The organism is Longilinea arvoryzae (assembly GCF_001050235.1).
Taxonomy (GTDB): domain Bacteria; phylum Chloroflexota; class Anaerolineae; order Anaerolineales; family Anaerolineaceae; genus Longilinea; species Longilinea arvoryzae.
Genome location: NZ_DF967972.1, coordinates 1,500,751 through 1,520,088, shown reverse-complemented (window position 1 = coordinate 1,520,088; position 19,338 = coordinate 1,500,751). Strand labels below are relative to the sequence as shown.

11 protein-coding genes are annotated in these 19,338 nt (G+C 53.2%); 4 read left to right on the top strand and 7 right to left on the bottom strand.

Annotation, left to right across the window (positions count from 1 at the left end; genetic code table 11):
• Positions 1-149: 149 nt before the first annotated feature.
• The 5 genes from LARV_RS20145 to LARV_RS06750 form a co-directional block, all read right to left on the bottom strand.
• Complete coding sequence (locus LARV_RS20145; RefSeq protein ID WP_152031736.1) at positions 150-359, bottom strand: hypothetical protein; 210 nt, start codon at positions 357-359, stop codon at positions 150-152.
• Between the two features lie 332 nt (positions 360-691).
• Positions 692-1,207 (bottom strand): YggT family protein, encoded by a 516-nt coding sequence (locus tag LARV_RS06765; RefSeq protein WP_075072921.1) that lies wholly within the window; start codon positions 1,205-1,207, stop codon positions 692-694.
• A gap of 228 nt (positions 1,208-1,435) precedes the next feature.
• On the bottom strand, positions 1,436-1,741 hold the full coding sequence (locus tag LARV_RS06760; protein WP_236709935.1) for a hypothetical protein: 306 nt from the start codon (positions 1,739-1,741) through the stop codon (positions 1,436-1,438).
• Positions 1,742-1,953: 212 nt separating this feature from the next.
• The gene (locus tag LARV_RS06755) at positions 1,954-2,190 is read right to left on the bottom strand and encodes a hypothetical protein (RefSeq protein WP_075072919.1); all 237 of its coding nucleotides are present in this window, start codon (positions 2,188-2,190) and stop codon (positions 1,954-1,956) included.
• 63 nt (positions 2,191-2,253) lie between these two features.
• Positions 2,254-2,796, bottom strand: coding sequence for a Dps family protein (locus tag LARV_RS06750; RefSeq protein WP_083522383.1), 543 nt, complete (start codon positions 2,794-2,796; stop codon positions 2,254-2,256).
• 245 nt (positions 2,797-3,041) lie between these two features.
• Here LARV_RS06750 and mgtA point away from each other — a divergent pair, with 245 nt between their 5' ends.
• Positions 3,042-5,645: a magnesium-translocating P-type ATPase gene (gene mgtA, locus LARV_RS06745; protein WP_236709934.1), complete on the top strand. Its 2,604-nt coding sequence runs from the start codon at positions 3,042-3,044 to the stop codon at positions 5,643-5,645.
• Between the two features lie 126 nt (positions 5,646-5,771).
• Here the strand turns inward: mgtA and LARV_RS06740 are convergent, their stop codons facing one another.
• Together LARV_RS06740 and LARV_RS06735 are read right to left on the bottom strand one after the other, a co-directional pair.
• Positions 5,772-6,455, bottom strand: coding sequence for a response regulator transcription factor (locus LARV_RS06740; protein ID WP_075072918.1), 684 nt, complete (start codon positions 6,453-6,455; stop codon positions 5,772-5,774).
• Positions 6,456-6,467: 12 nt separating this feature from the next.
• Positions 6,468-8,252 (bottom strand): sensor histidine kinase, encoded by a 1,785-nt coding sequence (locus LARV_RS06735; RefSeq protein WP_075072917.1) that lies wholly within the window; start codon positions 8,250-8,252, stop codon positions 6,468-6,470.
• Between the two features lie 162 nt (positions 8,253-8,414).
• On the opposite strand from LARV_RS06735, the gene LARV_RS06730 reads away from it, so the two are divergent.
• The 3 genes from LARV_RS06730 to LARV_RS06720 are packed head-to-tail and all read left to right on the top strand — an operon-like array spanning position 8,415 to position 19,263.
• On the top strand, positions 8,415-9,170 hold the full coding sequence (locus LARV_RS06730) for an SDR family oxidoreductase (protein WP_075072916.1): 756 nt from the start codon (positions 8,415-8,417) through the stop codon (positions 9,168-9,170).
• Positions 9,171-9,229: 59 nt separating this feature from the next.
• On the top strand, positions 9,230-10,318 hold the full coding sequence (locus tag LARV_RS06725; RefSeq protein WP_075072915.1) for a universal stress protein: 1,089 nt from the start codon (positions 9,230-9,232) through the stop codon (positions 10,316-10,318).
• Positions 10,319-10,320: 2 nt separating this feature from the next.
• Positions 10,321-19,263 carry a GH36-type glycosyl hydrolase domain-containing protein gene (locus LARV_RS06720; RefSeq protein WP_075072914.1) on the top strand — a complete coding sequence of 2,981 codons (8,943 nt, stop codon included), beginning with the start codon at positions 10,321-10,323 and terminating at the stop codon, positions 19,261-19,263.
• Positions 19,264-19,338: the final 75 nt, after the last annotated feature.

Genomic DNA, 19,338 nt, shown 5'->3' with positions numbered 1-19,338 from the left:
CAGGGTGTTGTGGCCATGTTTGTCCATAATTGCAGCCTATGGTGGGCAAGATTGACATTCGCAGAATTCTTCTCTTTTCCTCCCACCCGACAATTCGTCAGGCCTGTCGCCGATGATATCTGCGATCAATCTGCAGTCATCACCCCCTATTATCCTTTTTTGGGGGTCTTCTTCCAATTTGTGGAGGGTTTTTCGCTGCCTTTGGTGGAAGGCGACACCTTACCCGTATCCATCGGTTTGGCTGGCTGACTCTCCGGTGCCTGCGCGTTAGAAGATACACTACCGCTGGCAGTTCCGCCGGCATACGGTTTCGGCTTGGTCTTCATTGACTTGCGTTTACTGACACCTTTTCGTCCCATAGGTTACTCCTTTGATCGATTTGTCTTCACACAGTGATGTGAATTTGAATTTGGTTACCGGAGGATGCGGTAACCGCATCCTCACAGGCCAGCCAACCAACGCGGTTCATCGCTCCGTAGATTCGCGATCTTCGATCGACAATAGTTGAGCGATTCGCCGCCGTTGGTCACTTTCAATCATCCACCTGGCATACCAGCCAACAACGGCCCCAACGCAGAGCCACAAAATGAAATGGATCAGGTTCACTTGAGTTTTCCTTTCAGAGTGTTATTCACTCTACGTTTTTCCGTGGTTTCATAAGGAAACCGGTAATGATGTGCCTATTCCACCATTAACGGGAATCCGGTGGAGTATTCGTACGCTCGGTAGTGGTCGTTTGACTGGTACCGGTGGGGGCTTGCGTCGTGATACGGTCCGTTGTAGTCGTTTGGCTGACACCCGGGGGAGCTTGCTGAGGGGTATGCTCGGCAATCGTCGTCTGCCTGACGCTCACAGGTCCGCGCGGACGATAGAAAAGCACATACACAATCCGTTCAAGAGCCCAACCGATCAGCAAGTAGATGAACATGGCAAGGATGGAAGAGATTTCCAACACCATGCCGCCGGCTGCCGGGGCGCCGATCAAACTTGCAAAGGGGGCCACAAAAATTTCGGTCACGTTGTAAAGCAGTGACGCAAATGGATTGGCCGCATTGACGCCAATCAGCTTAAAAACAACCCGCAGTGCAATCAGAGCCTCGAGAATACCCAGCAGCAACCAGATCAATTGCGTAACCTTAAAGGTGGCAACCCGCTGCTCGCGTCCCTGTTCATGTTCTGTGGTTTCTACTTCCCGATAGTCTGACATTTCATCCTCCTTTTGTATTCTGACTCAGCTTGCTGCCGTGTATAACCATACTCGATCTGAAGCAAGCTGATCAATTTTTCGAACTCACCCTCGACTTTTTCTACGTCATCGTCGAGAGTAACCCCTGCCAGACGATCGTCTGGCTGAGGGTTTGATACTGCCAGCTTTCAAATCCATCGCGGTTCATTGATTCTCTCCTGTTAAAAAGGGTTGAACCCAAATTTAGAATTACATAAGAAGCTTCCGGGCAGGCCTGAGCAAAACGCCCAGTAGGAAACCAATACCCAGGCCGATGGATATCGCGACCCAGGGGTACCGGGCAACCTTCTCGCCGATGCCGGCGGATACTTTATTTGCAATTTCCCTGGCTTTCGCGTTGTACTGGCTTAATCCATGTCCAACGTCCTTTTGCATCGTGGCAGCGGCATCCGTTGCATCCCCCTTCAGCTTTTCAAATCCTTCACTCACTCGAGAAGCGCCATCCTCCGCCCAGGTGGTCAGATCCTCTCTGGCTTTGTCAGTCGCCTGACTCACATCATCTCCAAATCTACCCAACTGGACAGCGCTATCTCCAACCAGGGCGCTTACGTCCTTCTTTACTTTGCCAGCGTCCCTGAAAATTTTTCTACCGAATTGTCGGTCATCCATCGAATTATCCTTTACTGGCTTTCGCCGTGGTTCTGCCCGGAGTCAATACGCAATAGATACCCTCGGCAGCAGTAATTGAAAGGAGATGGTCTTCCTCTTTAGTCTCGACTGGCCTGACTCAAGAAAACCGTCTGGCTGTACATACTGTATCCTGCCCAGTAGGTTTTCCCATCCACCTGGTATTCTGTCATGACAATCGAGCGTCCGACGCCGTCGATTTCCTCGACGTAGACCGTCTTGTAATCTGGTACGCGCGTGACCTTGACTTGCCCTGGCACCGGATCAACCTTTCGACTGAACCCTTCCACAATCTGCGCCATTTGCTTTTCGTTCATAAACACCTCCGCATTTACTGTTGCCCAGCAGGTGATCGTTCCCTGGTCTACCGGGATACCCGGTTATCCGACCGTTTTTTCTTCATGGCTGAGTTCTGGCTCGAGATAAGAGCGCAGCATCCAGGCCATTTTCTCGTGCAGGCGCATTATGCTGACCAGCATTTCGAAGGTACCTTCATCCTCGTACTCCTCATCGCACTTCCGGGTGTCCTCTCGCAGGAAACGGGTCGCGGCTTCGTGGTCGGCTAAAAGGTCCATAATTCCGGGGACTTCCCCAGGCTGTTCATCCAGCCGGGTGGAATTGATAAATTCCAGCAGGCTGCCGATCGCAATTCCGCCCAGGATCCGCACTCGCTCAGCGATCTCGTTGGAGATTTGATCAAGTTGTTCATATTGCGACCCGAAAAGGATACGCAGTTCGAAGAAACCTGCACCACTCACGTTCCAGTGTGCGCTGCGCGTTTTTACAGTAAGAACAGCCTCATTGGCCAGTGCATGATTGAGGATTTCCACAAGCGAATGGCGGGCATCACTATCCAACCCGATATTCGGTTGGGTGGGGACTTGCAGCATCGTGTTGTGGCCGTCGTTACGATTGTGTTCCATGTAGCGTCCTTTCTCTAGATGATATGTTGCTACCCTACCATCCTATTCGGAAGGAGCTATCAAGGTCCCTAATACAATCTATTAAAAAACTTAATTATTCGGGTTGGCAGCGTGAATGACTCAAAGCGTGAATTGTATAATTTAATAATGGTCATCGACTAACAAGCTAAAAAAAGGATTATTCTTGTACATGAATGTCTGATGCCTTAGCAAAACGATAAGATTGTCCAGTCTGGAGAAGTCGTATGAAAGTTCTTCCTGGTCTTTCGGCAAGCAAACCACCCAAAGCGGGGGAAATGATCACCCAGACGACTTCAACAGCCTATTGGAGCCTTACACCGGAACGACTCTTCTCCGAAGTAAACACATCAAGAAACGGTCTCACACCGGCAGATGCCGGGCAGCGACTGAAACAATACGGGGCGAACACCATTGAAGCACAGCAGCAAGCAACCGCGTTTCGCCTGTTACTGAGCCAGTTTAAAAGTCCTCTCGTTCTCATCCTGATTTTCGCAGCCATTGTCTCCGGAATCGTAGGGGAGTGGGTGGATGCAAGTATAGTTCTTGCCATAATCCTTGGCAGCACGATCCTTGGCTTCGTGCAGGAATATACCGCCAGTAATGCTGTTGAGAAATTACGGTCACAGGTCACCCTTAAATCCAACTTATTGCGTGGCGGCCAGCCGCAAATGTTACCCTCAGAACAAGTAGTGCCAGGCGACCTGGTGATGCTTTCCGCGGGCAGTCTGATCCCGGCCGACGGTCTTGTGTTGGAGGCAAATGACTTCTTTGTCAACCAGGCCGTGCTGACCGGTGAAACCTTCCCGGTTGAGAAGAAACCGGCGACTGTGCCCGAAAATGCCAGCCTTTCACAACGGATCAATTGCGTCTTCAGGGGCACAAGCGCCAGCAGCGGAACCGCACAGGTATTGATTGTCCAGACGGGGAGGGCTACGGTGTTCGGTCAGGTGGCGGATCGGCTGAGATTGCGTCCACCAGAGACAGAATTCGAACGCGGGATTCGGCATTTTGGTAATCTGCTCACTCAGGTCATGCTGGTAATGGTGGTTATCGTTATGGCAGTCAATGTCTTTCTTGCCAAACCGATCATAGACTCGCTTCTCTTTGCACTTGCGCTAGCAGTCGGCCTGACGCCCGAACTCTTGCCTGCCATTATCAGTATCACGCTTGCCCACGGTGCACAGCAGATGGCCAAACGCGGCGTGATCGTACGTCGCCTGACATCCATTGAAAACTTTGGCAGTATGGATGTGCTATGCACTGACAAAACCGGCACGCTTACCGAAGGGATCGTCCATCTCGATGGCGCGCTCGATACGCAAGGGCAGCCCTCGGAGAGTGTTTTGCGTTATGCCTATCTCAACGCGCGCTATCAAACCGGGCTGAACAACTCGCTGGATGAAGCGATTCAAGCTGCTGCACAGAAGGCGAACTTGGACATCAGCGCCGAGCAAAAAGTGGATGAAATCCCCTACGACTTCATTCGCAAACGCCTGAGTGTGGTCATTGCCAATGCCCAGGGCGAGCGCACCCTCATCACCAAGGGCGCTCTGGATAAAATTCTGAGTATCTGTACCGGGCTTCAATCTGTGGATGGAATCCATCCCTTTGAAGCTGCAACCAGGGCAGAGATTGAAAAACAATATAGCGAATGGAGCGAAAAAGGCTTCCGTGTGCTCGGTCTGGCCACGAAATCAGTCGACAAACAGGTTGAAACCTATTCTTTTACGGATGAAAATGGGCTCGCTTTCGCCGGCTTCCTGCTCTTCCTGGATCCGCCCAAAGCCGATGTACAGCAAGTGATTATCGATCTGGCGAAACGCGGTGTCCAATTGAAGATCATCACCGGTGATAACCAGAAAGTAGCCCGCCATGTTGCTGAAGGAGTAAACCTACCGCTCCAGGGTGTATTGACCGGAAGCGACCTGAATACGATGAACGACGAGGCCCTCTGGCACCTTGCCGAACGCACCACCCTTTTTGCGGAAGTGGACCCTAATCAAAAGGAACGCATCATCCTTGCGCTGCAAAAGACCAGGCACGTGGTTGGCTATATGGGAGATGGCATCAACGACGCGCCGGCCTTGCACGCTGCAGATGTAGGGCTTTCGGTGGACACCGCAGTGGATGTGGCCAAAGACGCCGCTGAGTTTGTGCTGCTCAAAAAGGATTTGGCAATCTTGCGACAGGGCATTGATGAAGGCCGCTCTACCTTTGCCAATACCCTCAAGTACATCCTCACGACCATCAGCGCCAACTTTGGCAACATGTTTAGCATGGCCGGAGCATCCTTACTCCTGCCATTTCTGCCGCTGCTCGCTCCGCAAATCCTGCTCAATAATTTCCTATCCGATATCCCCGCCATAACGATCGCCAGTGACAATGTGGATCCGGAAATGACAGGCAAGCCGCGGCACTGGAATACCAGGTTCATCCGTAACTACATGGTGCTCTTCGGAATGGTCAGTTCGATTTTCGACTTCCTGACCTTTGGAATATTGCTGTTTCTGTTCCGGGCTTCGCCCGAGGAGTTCCGCACCGGCTGGTTCATCGAATCCCTGATCACAGAGTTGGTCATCGCCCTGGTTGTGCGAACGCGCCATGTCTTCTTCCGCAGCCGCCCGGGCAAACTCTTGCTGGTGAGTACGTTAATTTTCATTGGGATTGCCGTTGTGCTGCCATATCTGCCGTTCATTGCTGTGTTTGGCTTTGTCCCTTTGCCCGCACCGCTCATGCTGGCAATGCTCGGACTAACAGTGCTCTATGTATTGGCTACGGAGGTAACCAAGAAGATTTTCTACTCCCGGGTAGAGAATGTTATTGCTTAGAATACGCCAACGCCAAATATTTGAGCAACCGGCGGGTGCCGGGTCAAACCGGATTATGATATTTCGAAAGCGCATTTTGCACGCAAAATGCGCTTTCGAAATTCAACTTCTAGGTTTGATACGGTACTAGAAGATTTTCTTCGAGTGCAGGTTATATCCCATTCCGGGCACGGTTTCCAGAAGGTCGCCGTACTCCCCCAACTTTTTGCGCAAACGGCCGAGATAGGTATGGAGATAGTGATTCGATCCGCGATACTCTGGTCCCCATACCTGGGTTAGCAATTCATCATGGGCGACGATGGCATCCATATGGTGCGCCAGTTCAGCCAGGATGGCATATTCGGTGCGGGTAAGGTGGAGATCATTTTCACCCATGAAGACGCGCCGCGCTTCCAGATCGATGCTGAGCTCACCAATCTGAATTCTTGAATCATTGGCTTTTGCTGAAACATAGGAACGCCGGAGAAAAGCGCGCACTCGCGCCAGTAATTCCTCCTGACCGAACGGTTTCGTCACGTAATCATCTGCGCCCGCATCCAGGGCGGCAACCTTGAGATCCTCTTCCGCTCGGGCGCTCAAAATGATGATGGGCACATCCGAGCGCGCCCGAATCCAGGAGCATATATCCACTCCGGACAGGCCGGGCAGCAGCAGGTCAAGCAATACCAGGTCAACGGGCACCTCTTGAAACAGGGCGATTGCCTGATGGCTATCGCCGGCTTCACTTACCGTATAGCCGCGCTTCACCAGGTTGACCCGCACCAGTTTGCGAATGCTTGGATCATCTTCGACGATTAATATATTTCCCATCTGCCTCCCCTCCTACTCTACAGACTTTACCGGGAGATGCGAAGGAGCGAGTGGGATTGTAAAGGACATCGTCGTTCCAGGTGTAGTCTTCCGTTTGATCCAAATGCGACCGCCATGCGCTTCGATCAACCCCCTGCAAATGGCCAATCCTAATCCAGCGCCTTGCGCTGAGCCATCCTCAACGTTTGCTCCCCGTCGGAAGGCCTTGAATACCCGTTTGTGCTCAGCCGGTGGAATGCCCGGCCCCTGATCGCTGACGTTCATTTGCACAAAGCTTCCCCGCACGCTGGCGGTGATAACGATTTCTGTTCCTTGCGGGGCATAGGTGGAGGCGTTTCGCACCAGGTTGACCAGCACCTGAGCAATTCGCTTTGCATCCACATAAACCGGCGGCAGGTTGGCGGGCAGGTGGATACTAAAGGTCTGGCCGCTGGTCAGGGTGCGCAATTGCGGTAATGCATCCTCCATTATCTCATGGAGTGAATGAATTTCCTGCGAAATCGGCAGCATGCCCGCTTCCAGGCGGGATAGAACCAGTAAGTGATCGATCAGCTCTTGAAGCCGGTCAGCTTCCCGCTGAATCGTCTGGATGAAATCGCGTTGTTCGTCCGGTTCCCAGACGACATCCTCGGCCAACAATGTAGTGGTGAACCCGACAATCGACGTCAACGGCGTCCGCAGTTCATGCGTAATCATCGCAAGAAATTCAGTTTTGATTTCGTTGGCTCGTTCAGCTTCATGCCGGGATTCCTCCTCCACCTCGAGCAGTTGCAGGTTGTAAAGGGTGATCGCAGCCTGATCGACGAGTACTTTAAGATGGCGCAATTCGACATGATCGAAAGGATGCTCCTGATGGTAATATACCAACAGACAACCGCGCCATTCCCCTGATGTCACCAGCGGGAAGATCACAATCGTTTGTATTTGACCTTCCATCAAAAAATCACGCACCAGAGGAGTCAAACGCGGGTCCGAGGATATTCCTGTAATGACCACCGTCCGGTGAGGTTGGAGCAGTTCCCAAAAACCAGGCTCTTCGTAAAGGTTGGATTCGCTCAGCCAGGGAGAAATGGTCTGGCTCGATAACCAGGTCGCCAGCAATTCCACCCCACGAGTTGGTCCGACATCCGGGTTGTCAAAAAATAGCAAAGCCGCACGTTGAGAAGAACGCAGTTCGTGAGCTGACATGACTGCTTTAAGCACCGCTTCAGACTTGCGAGCCAGGCTCATTTTGCGGCTGAGGTCGAATTGTTCGCGCGTTCGATCCAGGGTTCTGCGCAACGCCAGTTCAACCTGTTTCTGGTCCGTGATATCCTGGGCGATGCAAAACAGATAATTTGACTCTCCGGCTTTATTATGGATCAAGAATGTGCGCGAAAAAATCCAGCGTAGACTACCGTCCGGGCGCAGAATCCGGTAAGCCTGATTGAAGGGCTGGTGATCGCCGTGAGGTCTGGCGACCATGACCTGTACCCGATCTTCCGGGTGAACGCTTTCGATCAGAACGAAGGGGTCGGCATACAGACTATCGCAAGATCGACCCCAAACCGCCTCAAAAGCCGGACTGACGTAGACGATCTGGCCCGAACGATTATCGCGCAGCCAAATGACTTGCTCGATATTTTGCACGATCTGATTAAGGAGGAGTTCACTTTCAACCAGGCTCCTCCAATTCTGCTGAATGGATTCCTTGGGGTTCTCCGCCGGGAATTCTCCTGACCCTGTTTGAGGGGAATTCTTGCGATTCTCTGACGCATTTCCGGTTTGAATTTGCGATTCTCGAATAGCTTCTTTCATGCTTTTCATTATATAGCTTACTTTGTCGACTTACAAAGTCGACACTTTCCGAATCGAAACTGTCCCGAAATAATTGATAGATTTTTTATAGGTTGTATCAGGGACATTGATAGCCTCATCCTCATAAACTAATCTTAGGGATCCTGTGAAAAGAGGAATACGATGGTCGAATTTGCTGCAAAAGTCGCAATAGTAACAGGCGCAGCTTCAGGAATTGGGCGGACGAGCGCTTTATTTTATGCTCGAGAGGGTGCGAATGTGGTTGTGTCAGATATTGATGAAGAAGGCGGACGGAAGACTGTCCGGCTGATTCGAGAAAAATCTGGCGAAGCATTTTTCATCAAAACGGATGTGGCGAACCCTGCGGATTGCGAAGCTCTGGTTAGAAGGACGATCGAGAATTATGGCCGACTTGATATCGCCTGTAATAATGCCGGCATTGGGGGAGAGCAAGGCCAGACCGCCGATTATAGCATCGAGGGATGGCAAAAGGTGATTGGTGTCAATCTATCCGGTGTTTTTTACTGTATGAAATATGAAATTGCCGAAATGCTCAAAGTCGGTGGAGGCGTCATCGTAAACATGGCTTCCATCCTGGGTCAGGTAGGCTTTGCCGGTGCACCGGCTTACGTTGCAGCGAAACACGGTGTGATCGGATTGACCAGGACCGCAGCGTTAGAATACGCAGCAAAAGGGATTCGAGTCAATGCGATCGGCCCCGCCTTCATTAGAACCCCTATGCTCACTTCACTTGAGGAAAATGCAGATGTGTTAAACGGTTTAGTCGCCCTTCACCCGATTGGCCGTCTGGGAAGGCCTGAGGAAGTTGCCGAATTGGTCATCTGGTTGAGTTCCAATCACGCCTCCTTTGTTACCGGCGCCTATTATGCTGTGGATGGAGGCTATCTGTCCCGCTAAACTGACGATGCAGTCCGAAAACGCAATTCAGAAAGAGCAAGGTATAAGGAAGAAAAATCATGTTTAATCGAATCCTTGTCCCGCTGGATGGGTCGACGCTTGCTGAGCGCGCGATTCCTCATGCTGAACAGTTTGCCCGCATCTTTGGATCCAGCATTATCCTTTTGCAGGTCCTTGATCCGGTTTCGTATCATGAGAACCCCAGTTCGGTCGATCCATTGAGCTGGCAGATCCGTAAAACCGAATCCGATATGTACCTGCAAGGGATCGCGGCCCGGGTTCGTGAAGATCTTCATGAAGAACCACTCGGCACCAAAGGCACACAAGACCAGGCTGGAGTCGGTACAAAAACGAAGGTCGAATATTCCATTCGGGAAGGAAAAACGGCGGAAAACATTGTAAATTTCGCCCACAGCGAGAATATCGACCTGCTCATAATCTGTACCCACGGCGCGGGCGGATTAAGCCGCTGGAATATCAGCAGCGTCACCCAAAAAGTAATCAATTTGATTTATTTACCTGTTCTCATCGTGCGTGCCTATCACCAGCCTGCAACTCTGGTCGACAGGGTCCATTACCGTCGTATTCTCCTCCCAATCGACAGTTCACGCCGCGCAGAGTGTTCCCTTTCCGCGGGAATTGCTCTGGCCCGGGGTGAGATGGCCCTGAGATTGGCGTCTGAGCCGAATAATCGCACGAATCGCCGCACTGCGCCGGTAGTCTCTCCGGCCCCGACAAAACTCATCCTGACTGCCGTGATCAAACCCCCTGAGCTGCCCATCCCGGAACCGTACCCCATTGAAATCGAGCAGCTCTCGCAACAGTTGATGGACATCAGCCGTGAAGCGGTGAGCAATTACCTGATTGAAATGAAAGAACGCTTACCCGTGGAATGCGAAACGAGAGTCCTCGAGAACATCAGTGTGTCGGCTGCCATTCAAGAACTCGCCAGTCAGGAAGAGGACATTGATCTGGTGGTGCTGTGCGCCCACGGGTATACCGGGCAATTTGCGTGGCCATATGGAAGCATCGCGCGGAATTACATCGAACATGGCACCAAACCCGTTCTGGTCATCCAGGATGTTCCGCGTTCTCAGGTTCAGCTCACAGCTGCTGAGCTTGCCGCTCAAAAATCTGGGGGGCGGTAATCATGTCGGAGGACCGCATCGGTCAGGCATTGGAACAGGGCGCTGATTCCAGCGTGAATTCATTGGGTTCCAAAACAGAACAGATCCTGGAATTCGTAGACGCCCTGGCAAACAATTACCAGCAGGTCAGTCGGGAGAAACCAGCGCGGGTATCGAAATTATTCGCGCCAGAACGAGACCTGCCGGGCAACAACCTGGCGTTGTATGAATCCTGGCTTACAGAGGCTCATCGTTACTTTCAGGAAGCCTCACAACAAAAAGCACCCCTTACCTATGCTTCTGAGTGGGTATTGGACAATTACTACATCATCCGGCAGGCACTCCAGCAGATCAAAGAGGATTTGCCATATTCGTTTTACAACGAGTTGCCAGGGCTGATCGACGGTCCGTTGCAGGGTTTTCCGCGTATTTATGCCATTGCGCGAGCGATCCTCGCGTATCAGCATCTTCTGTTGGAGCCGGTCGACCTGCAGACCATTTTGATCCAACTGCAGGACCATGTTTCGCTGACCATGGGTGAAATATGGGCTTTACCCATCTTCCTGAGGTATGGCTTGGTCGAGTTTCTGGCGCAAGAACTTGTCTCGACCATTCATCCAGCCAGTCCACCTGATTTACCGGCGATAACTCAGCCGCTTGCAGAGGTAGAAGGTTTATCTTCTCCCGGTGAAGCTGCCACAGATGGTATTTCCAATATCATCCTCAGCCTGAGGTCAATTTCCGAACAGGACTGGAGTGATTTTTTTGAATCCGTGAGTCGTCAGGAGCGTACGCTTCGCAGGGATCCGGCCGGGATCTATTCGCAAATGGACTTCAAAACCCGCGACCTCTATCGCAAAGAGATCGAGAAACTCTCCGTGGCGACCGGCCGGGAGGAAAACGAACTGGCCGAGACCCTTGTGACCCTGGCCCGTTCCGGAATGGTGAGCGATCCGGCTATCTTTACGCAAGCACAATTGCCTGTCTCAAGGACGGATTCGGACCCTCAACTCCAGACGAAGAAAGATAATGAGCCCAAAGATCATTTCATTTCACCAGCCCCGGGTATGCATATCGGCGAGGTGCTGCTCGGGAATGGCCGCTCAATGTTGGAACGACAGATTGGCTACCAGCCCAACCCGAAGACCACATTCAAGCGCTGGGTTGATCGGCACGCAGATGCCCTTTATTTATCGATTATTCTGCTGCTGAGCCTTCTGATCATAATGTCTTTTCTGCTGGCGGCGCATCTGCCGGAATTGCTCAAAGCCATTCCTTTTCCCTCCGCCAGCACTCTCTGGAGTTTCATGCCCGGTGCTGGAAACGTCCCGGCTCAATGGATCATTGTTATATTCCTGATATTCGCGTTCCTGATCCCAACCTTATCGATTGCCACCAGCCTGGTCAATTGGCTGATCACCCTGGTGATCCGGCCGCATATTTTGCCCAAGCTGAATTTCAAGGAAGAGATTCCCGCGCCCTTCAAAACCCTGGTGGTCATTCCCGCGATGATCACCAATTCCAAGGAAATCGACTCTCTCGTCCACCAACTCGAACAACATTATCTGCGCAATCCGGAACCCGGGCTGGTTTTTGCGCTGCTCACCGACTTCCAGGATGCGGACCATGAATCCCTTCCCGAAGATGAGAATCTGGTGCAAGCCGCCGCGGCGGCGATTGAGACGCTCAACAAAAAATATGCGGCCCTTTCTCCCGAGGATGATCCTGGCAGGACTCCAGATAACGGGCATCCGGACAGCGCCGATATCTTCTACTTCCTGCATCGCAGGCGGTTGTGGAACCCTTCCGAAAGAAAATGGATGGGGTGGGAGCGCAAGCGTGGCAAGCTGCATGAGTTAAATCTACTCCTGCGCGGCGGCGAAAACCTTTCCTTTATGACCCTTACCGATGCAACCGGGGAAACGAACGCAGACCTCGCAGCGCTGCAGGAGGTTCGTTATGTCATCACCCTTGATACCGATACCATCCTGCCTCGTGGAGCCGCCTGTCGTCTGGCTGGTACACTGGCGCATCCGCTCAACCGGGCCGTATTCGATGAGAAGACCGGGCAGGTGATTTCGGGGTACACGGTGTTACAGCCACGGATGGAGATTCATCCTAAAAGTACAAATCGCTCCTGGTTCACGCGCTTTTTCGCGGGAGATGCCGGCCTGGATTTGTATACGCTGGCCGTTTCCGATGCCTACCAGGATTTATTCCGGGAGGGAATCTACGTTGGCAAGGGCATATACGACGTAGACGCATTCATGAACAGTGTGGATAACCACATTCCAGAAAACACCGTTCTCAGTCACGATCTACTGGAAGGGTTGATGGGCCGCGCCGGGCTGGTCACTGACATCACCATGATCGAAGATTACCCGCAAAACTACATCATCCAGGCCCTGCGTCAACGGCGCTGGATTCGTGGGGATTGGCAGCTTCTACCCTGGTTATTCCAGCCTGGACGGTTTGGGGTGACTTTCTCATTGATCGATCGCTGGAAAATGTTCGACAATCTACGCCGGGCCTTACTCGCCCCAGCCCTCCTCCTGATCTTCCTGCTGGGCACCGTTTTTCTACCCGGTCTTGCCGGGCTTTGGACAGCGATTATTTTGCTCTCTCTCGGCATTCCTCTATTTACCGGTCTGGCTCGTAGCACGGTGCAAATCCTGGGTGGCGAAGTCTTGAGGATTGCCCTGCGTCCATTGGCCTGGAACACCATCCGTTGGCTGCTGGCAATCGCTTTCCTGCCTTATGAAGCCTATTTTTCGATAGACGCTGTGCTGACTACGCTTTACCGCGTCCTCATCAGCCGCCGCGATCTCTTGCAGTGGACGACAGCTGCCCAAACTGCCCGAGCGTTTGGTTTACAAGCCCGCCGAAATGTTTCCTGGCAAAAAATGATCGTAGTGGCCGGGTTGGGACTGATTCTCACAACGGTGTTGCAGTTCATTTGGAGCCTGACCGGAAGCGGTATGGCGCCGGTGCTGATGTATGCTTCACCGGTGCTGCTGCTGTGGGTACTCTCTCCCCTGCTTGCCTGGTGGGTTAATCGACCGATCGTCGAATATGCAATTCCTCTGAACGATAACCAGGTCAACCTCTTACGTCAGGTTTCCCGCCGAACCTGGGGTTTCTTCGAACGATTTGTGGGTCCAGAAGATCACTGGCTGCCACCCGACCACTATCAGGAATCACCCATTGGAGCCATTGCTCACCGCACATCACCGACCAATATCGGTCTGCTGCTTACTTCGACGCTGGCGGCTTATGATCTCGGCTATCTGGATCAATTGGGATTGGCAACCCGTCTGGCCACTACGATGGAGACGCTCGGCCAACTGGAGCGTTACCGCGGACACTTCATGAATTGGTACGATACCCTGACCCTGCAACCATTGCTTCCACGCTATATCTCCACCGTAGATAGCGGTAATCTGGCGGCCAGTCTCATCGTGACCACCCAGGCCTGCAAGACAATGCCAAACGAACCCATATTCCGCTGGGCGCTGTGGCAGGGATATCTGGACACACTTGCCAACCTGACCGAAACGCTGACATGGATGAGCAAAGCCGAATTCGATCCGCAAGTCGAAGAAATCGACCAACGAATCACAGCCATTCACGCTGAAATTCTGGCTGTCCGGCTGCAGCCCGACCGGTGGTACCCCCTATATCTGAAGGTTAGCGGACCGTTCTGGCAGGATCTTTCGCAGCGCCTGATGAAACTCGTGATGGTAGGCCGATCCGCTTTCAATCTGGAATCCCTTGGGAAGCTGCAGGAGGTTGCCGCCCAGACAGAACGGCACCACCTGGCCGTGCAGCGGACGATCACTGAGTTGGTACCCTGGATTCCCTTATTCGAGAATCTCCCTTTACAGTTCCATGAACCTCAATTGTTGGAGACCATGATCGCCCTGAGAACCTGTTTACCCAATAATATTGCGTTTGGGCAGGTTCACGACCGCATCGAGGAAGCGTATCGCCATATCGAAAGCCTGCGTAATTTATTACCAAAAGCAGAGATAATCCCGAAGACGGTCGATAAACCTGTCCTTTGGTCAGGAGACGCAGCGCGGGAATGGCTTGAAAAGATGGTCGAGGTACTCAAGCATGCTGATGCGAATGCCGTTTCGCTGGTGACGAAATATGCTCAAATCCAGGCGCGCGCCGAACAGTATGTCAATGAGATGGACTTCAACTTCCTTTATCATACACAGCGCCGCGTCTTCCACATCGGTTTTAACCTCGTCACGGGTCAGCTCGACCAGAATTATTACGATCTTCTGGCCTCAGAAGCGCGGATTTCTTCGATTATCGCCATCGCCAAAGGCGATGTGCCACAGACGCACTGGCTGCACCTGGGGCGCCCGGTGACAAAAGTGGAAAATTCATACGTCTTGCTCTCATGGAGCGGGACGATGTTCGAGTACCTGATGCCGCCGCTCTTTTTGCGCTCCTACCCTGGCACGCTGCTGGCTGATAGCGCTCAGGGAGCAGTTCTTCATCAGATTGCCTATGGGAAAGCAAAAGGGGTTCCCTGGGGCATCTCCGAATCCGGATTTTACCGCTTCGATGCCAATCAGAATTACCAGTATCGTGCTTTTGGCGTACCCGGGCTGGGCTTTAAACGTGGGTTGGGAGACGATCTGGTGGTTGCCCCTTATGCCTCTCTCATGGCCATTGGTTATGACCCACATGCCGTACTTCACAACCTGACCAGCCTGATCGAACAAAAAATGATTGGCCTGTACGGCGTTTATGAGTCGATCGATTTCACCCCTGACCGTTTGTTGCTGGATGAAACATCCGCTGTGGTGAGCGAATACATGGCACACCACCAGGGCATGATCCTGATGGCGATCGCCAACTTCCTCCATGAAGACATCATGGTCCAACGCCTGCACAGCGACCCGCGCATCCAAAGCGTTGAGTTGCTTCTACAAGAGCAAATCCCGCATGCGGTGCCATCCCAAGATCCATATGCTGAGGATGTTAAGGGGGTGCAACGCCTGACAGCGGTTCCGGAAGAAATCATCCCCTGGAGAGTGCCCGTGCAAACTGCCATTCCCCAGGTCAACCTTCTTTCAAACGGCAGCTACAACGTGCTTCTTTCCAACATGGGCGGCGGATACAGCTCCTGGCGCGAAATTGATCTAACACGCTGGCAACCTGACGGTGTAATGGACCCGTGGGGAACCTGGATCTACATCCAGGAAATTGGAGCGGACCCGATAAGACAGGGTAAGCTCTGGTCAGCTGCTCACCAACCTATTCCCGGCAATGCAGCGGATATGCAGGTCACTTTCTTCGCCCATATGGCTGTCTTCCGGCGCACAGAAAATGATCTGACTTCTACCATGCAGGTCACGGTTGCTCCGGACGATCCGGTAGAGATTCGCCGTATCCACCTGCATAATAACATCGGACGGCCGCGCGACGTTCGACTGACATCCTATGGCGAAGTGATCCTTGCGCCCCAGGCTGCCGATGCCCGCCATCCGGCTTTCAACAAGTTATTTATCGAGAGTGAATTCATTCCGGAGTTGAATTTACAAATCTTCATGCGCCGTCCGCGCTCCGATCAGGAAACGAATATCTACCTGGGGCACATGCTGGTGGTCGAAGGGAGTCAGGCAGTCGCGCGGCATGAGGCAGATCGCAATCCGTTTATTGGCCGCGACCAATCCTTGCGCTCTCCAGCCGCTCTGACCTCGCCACAGTATCTCACTGGCGCAACCGGTGCGACTCTCGACCCAATCTTCGCCCTTGGGCAGGAAATCCGCCTGTATCCACACGCCAGTGCGGATTTGGCCTATCTGACCTTCGCAGCAGAAAGCCGCGAAGGGATTCTCGCGCTGGCCAGACGGTATCACAATTGGACGCTGATTGGGCATGCCTTCTACCAGGCGAATATCTCCGCTCAGGCCTGGTTGGGGAAGCAAGACATCGCCACCCAAGCTCTGAAGAACACCCTGCAAATCCTGTCGGCGTTGATCTATCCATCAAAGGCCGCTCGTGCTTCTTCAGAAACGATTGCTGCGAACCGGCTTGGGCAATCCGGGTTGTGGCGTTTTGGAATCTCAGGTGACTATCCCATCCTCCTGGTCGAGTTGGACGATCCCCAACAGATCGACCTGGTGCGCGAAGCCCTGCAAGTGCACAGATACCTGCACACCCGCCGGTTTAAGATGGATATCGTTATTCTCAATCGCCAGCCAACCAATTACGGCGCCGAGTTGAATGGGATGCTCTATCGCATGGTCAGCAAAATGGATGGTGAAGTATGGCTGCACCAGCGCGGCGGAATCTTCATCCTTTATAACGACCAAATGGGGGCTGAAGAACACACCCTGCTTCAAACAGCAGCCTGCGTTCTTCTCAAGGGAGCCAATGGATCGCTGGAGGATCAGATGCCGGGGTTTGCCCTTCCGGTGCATCATTTACCCGAATTTACTGCAACCCGACCTGCCGAAGAGGAATTTGCAGACCAACCTCCTCAATGTTTTCCACTTGAGGAAATGGGCAGTTTGACGAACTACAATGGTTATGGTGGCTTCAGTGCCGATGGGCGCGAATACATTATCGATTGGAATGCCGCAACCCCAAAAAGAGATCAACGACTGCCCGGCAGGACCACTCCTGCCCCATGGGTAAATGTGATCGGCTATCCAGAGTTTGGCTTTTTGGTCAGCGAAGCCGGCAGCCAGTGCACCTGGGCATCCAACAGCAGTGAAAACCGTCTCACCCCCTGGTCAAACGATCCGGTTCGCGATCCAACCGGCGAAGCGCTCTATTTGCGCGATGAAGAAACCGGTGAGGTATGGACCCCCACGCCGCTGCCGGCTGGCTCCAGGCAGCCTTACCGGGTGAAACACGGGGCGGGCTATTCCATCTTCGAACACAACTCACATGGGCTTCGTCAAATTCTGACACTTTTTGCCAGCCCGGAAGATCCGGTGAAGATCATCCATCTAAAGGTAGAAAATACCCTGCAGTACACCCGAAGGATCACCGCGGCCCAGTATGTCGAGTGGGTGTTGGGCACCACCCATGCAGCCAACATGGCCTATATCATTCCGGAGTATGACTCTGCCCAGGAATGCCTTCTGGCCAGCAATCCTTACAATCCAGAATTCGGCAGCCGGGTTGCGTTTCTGATTGCCAGTCAATCCCTCCACGGCCTGACCGCTGACCGCATCGAGTTTTTTGGCCGCGGCGGAACACCCTCCTTTCCAGCGGCGCTGCACCGTCTGGGCCTCGAAACGCGCATCACGGCCGGTGAAGATCCCTGTGCTGTCTTACAAATCCACATCGACCTGCTACCCGGGGCTACCGAAGAGGTTTACTTCGTGCTCGGGCAGGGAATGGATAAAGAACACGCCCTGGAATTGGCCCGGAAATATCATGATCCCAACTTTGTTAGCGCTGCTTATGAAAGAACGCATGTGTTCTGGGACCAGCTACTCGGGACTGTGCAGGTGAATACCCCCCAGGCAGCTACGGATTTGATCTTAAACCGGTGGCTGCTCTATCAAACACTCTCCTGCCGAATTTGGGGGCGCACAGGCTTCTACCAATCCAGCGGAGCATTTGGTTTCCGCGATCAGCTTCAGGACGTTTTAGCCCTTCTGCCGGTGGATGCGTCGATTACCCGCAGCCAGATTCTCATTGCAGCCCGGCGCCAGTTCGAGGAAGGCGACGTGATGCACTGGTGGCACCCGCCATCGGGGCGTGGCGTGCGCACGCGTTTTTCGGATGATCTGTTGTGGCTGCCTTATGTCACAGCGCTGTACATTGAAGCCTCTGGAGATCGAAGCATTCTGGCTGAACAAATTCCTTTCCTGCATGCCCCCATTCTCCCGGCGGGTGAAGATGAGCATTATGGTGAATTTCCAACCACGGAACAATCGTTTTCGCTGATGGAACACTGCCTGCGAGCGATCGAGAAAGGCGCCACCACGGGTCCGCACGGCATGCCGTTGATCGGCACCGGTGACTGGAACGATGGTCTGAACCGGGTCGGTAAAAATGGGCAGGGAGAGAGCGTCTGGCTGGCCTGGTTCCTGTGCGACGTGCTGGAACGTTTTGCCGTGATCTGCGAACAAAACAATGAAGTCGAAACCGCACGCCGGTTCAAAGCCCGGGCAAAAGAATATGCTGCCGCCGTCGAGCAATCCGCCTGGGATGGCGACTGGTACCGGCGCGCCTATGATGACAGTGGAACGCCGCTCGGCTCCATCCTTGATCAGGAATGCCAGATTGATTCCATTGCCCAATCCTGGGCCGTGCTCAGCCAGGCCGGTGACCCTCAGCGCAGCCGCCGGGCAATACAGTCGGTGCTGGAACGGCTTGTGCGACCTCAGGATCGCCTGGCGCTGCTCTTTACCCCACCCTTCGATAAAACTTCGAGCGACCCCGGTTATATCAAGGGCTATCCACCGGGTACCCGCGAAAATGGTGGGCAGTACACGCATGCCGCCACCTGGACCGCCTGGGCTTTCGCAAGCCTGGGCGATGGGAGGCAGGCAACGGCGCTCTTTGACCTGCTCAATCCGATCTTCCAATCCGATAGCGAAGAAAAGGCCCTGATTTACCGGGTCGAACCGTATGTGATTTGCGCCGATATCTACAGTCAACCACCCTACATGCGCCGGGGTGGGTGGACCTGGTATACGGGTTCGGCCGCCTGGATGTACCGGCTGGGGTTGGAGGCCATCCTTGGCTTCCATAAGATCGGAAATTCCTTGCGCATCGATCCTGTCATCCCACCGGATTGGGATGGCTTTGAGGTTATTTACAAATTCGGGGGATCCGTCTACCAGATCCAGGTGAACAATCCCGATCATATAAGCCAACATGTCCGGCAGATTCTGCTGGATGAGCAAGCGCTGATCAATGGATCGATCGCCCTGGTCGATGATAAGCATGCGCATCGGGTGGTTGTGACCCTGGGGAATTAGAACATGGATTTGTTTATTGGGATTACACCAGCGCCCGGCGCGGTGTGAGTCAAAATCCTGAATCCGTGCCTTTTG

Bases quoted from the DNA above. Each gene is read 5' to 3' on its own strand.
- LARV_RS06730 (WP_075072916.1), top strand. From the start codon at position 8,415: ATGGTCGAATTTGCTGCAAAAGTCGCAATAGTAACAGGCGCAGCTTCA.
- LARV_RS06765 (WP_075072921.1), bottom strand. From the start codon at position 1,207: ATGTCAGACTATCGGGAAGTAGAAACCACAGAACATGAACAGGGACGC.
- LARV_RS06755 (WP_075072919.1), bottom strand. From the start codon at position 2,190: ATGAACGAAAAGCAAATGGCGCAGATTGTGGAAGGGTTCAGTCGAAAG.
- LARV_RS06720 (WP_075072914.1), top strand. From the start codon at position 10,321: ATGTCGGAGGACCGCATCGGTCAGGCATTGGAACAGGGCGCTGATTCC.
- LARV_RS06725 (WP_075072915.1), top strand. From the start codon at position 9,230: ATGTTTAATCGAATCCTTGTCCCGCTGGATGGGTCGACGCTTGCTGAG.
- LARV_RS06735 (WP_075072917.1), bottom strand. From the start codon at position 8,252: ATGAAAGAAGCTATTCGAGAATCGCAAATTCAAACCGGAAATGCGTCA.
- LARV_RS20145 (WP_152031736.1), bottom strand. From the start codon at position 359: ATGGGACGAAAAGGTGTCAGTAAACGCAAGTCAATGAAGACCAAGCCG.
- mgtA (WP_236709934.1), top strand. From the start codon at position 3,042: ATGAAAGTTCTTCCTGGTCTTTCGGCAAGCAAACCACCCAAAGCGGGG.
- LARV_RS06740 (WP_075072918.1), bottom strand. From the start codon at position 6,455: ATGGGAAATATATTAATCGTCGAAGATGATCCAAGCATTCGCAAACTG.
- LARV_RS06750 (WP_083522383.1), bottom strand. From the start codon at position 2,796: ATGGAACACAATCGTAACGACGGCCACAACACGATGCTGCAAGTCCCC.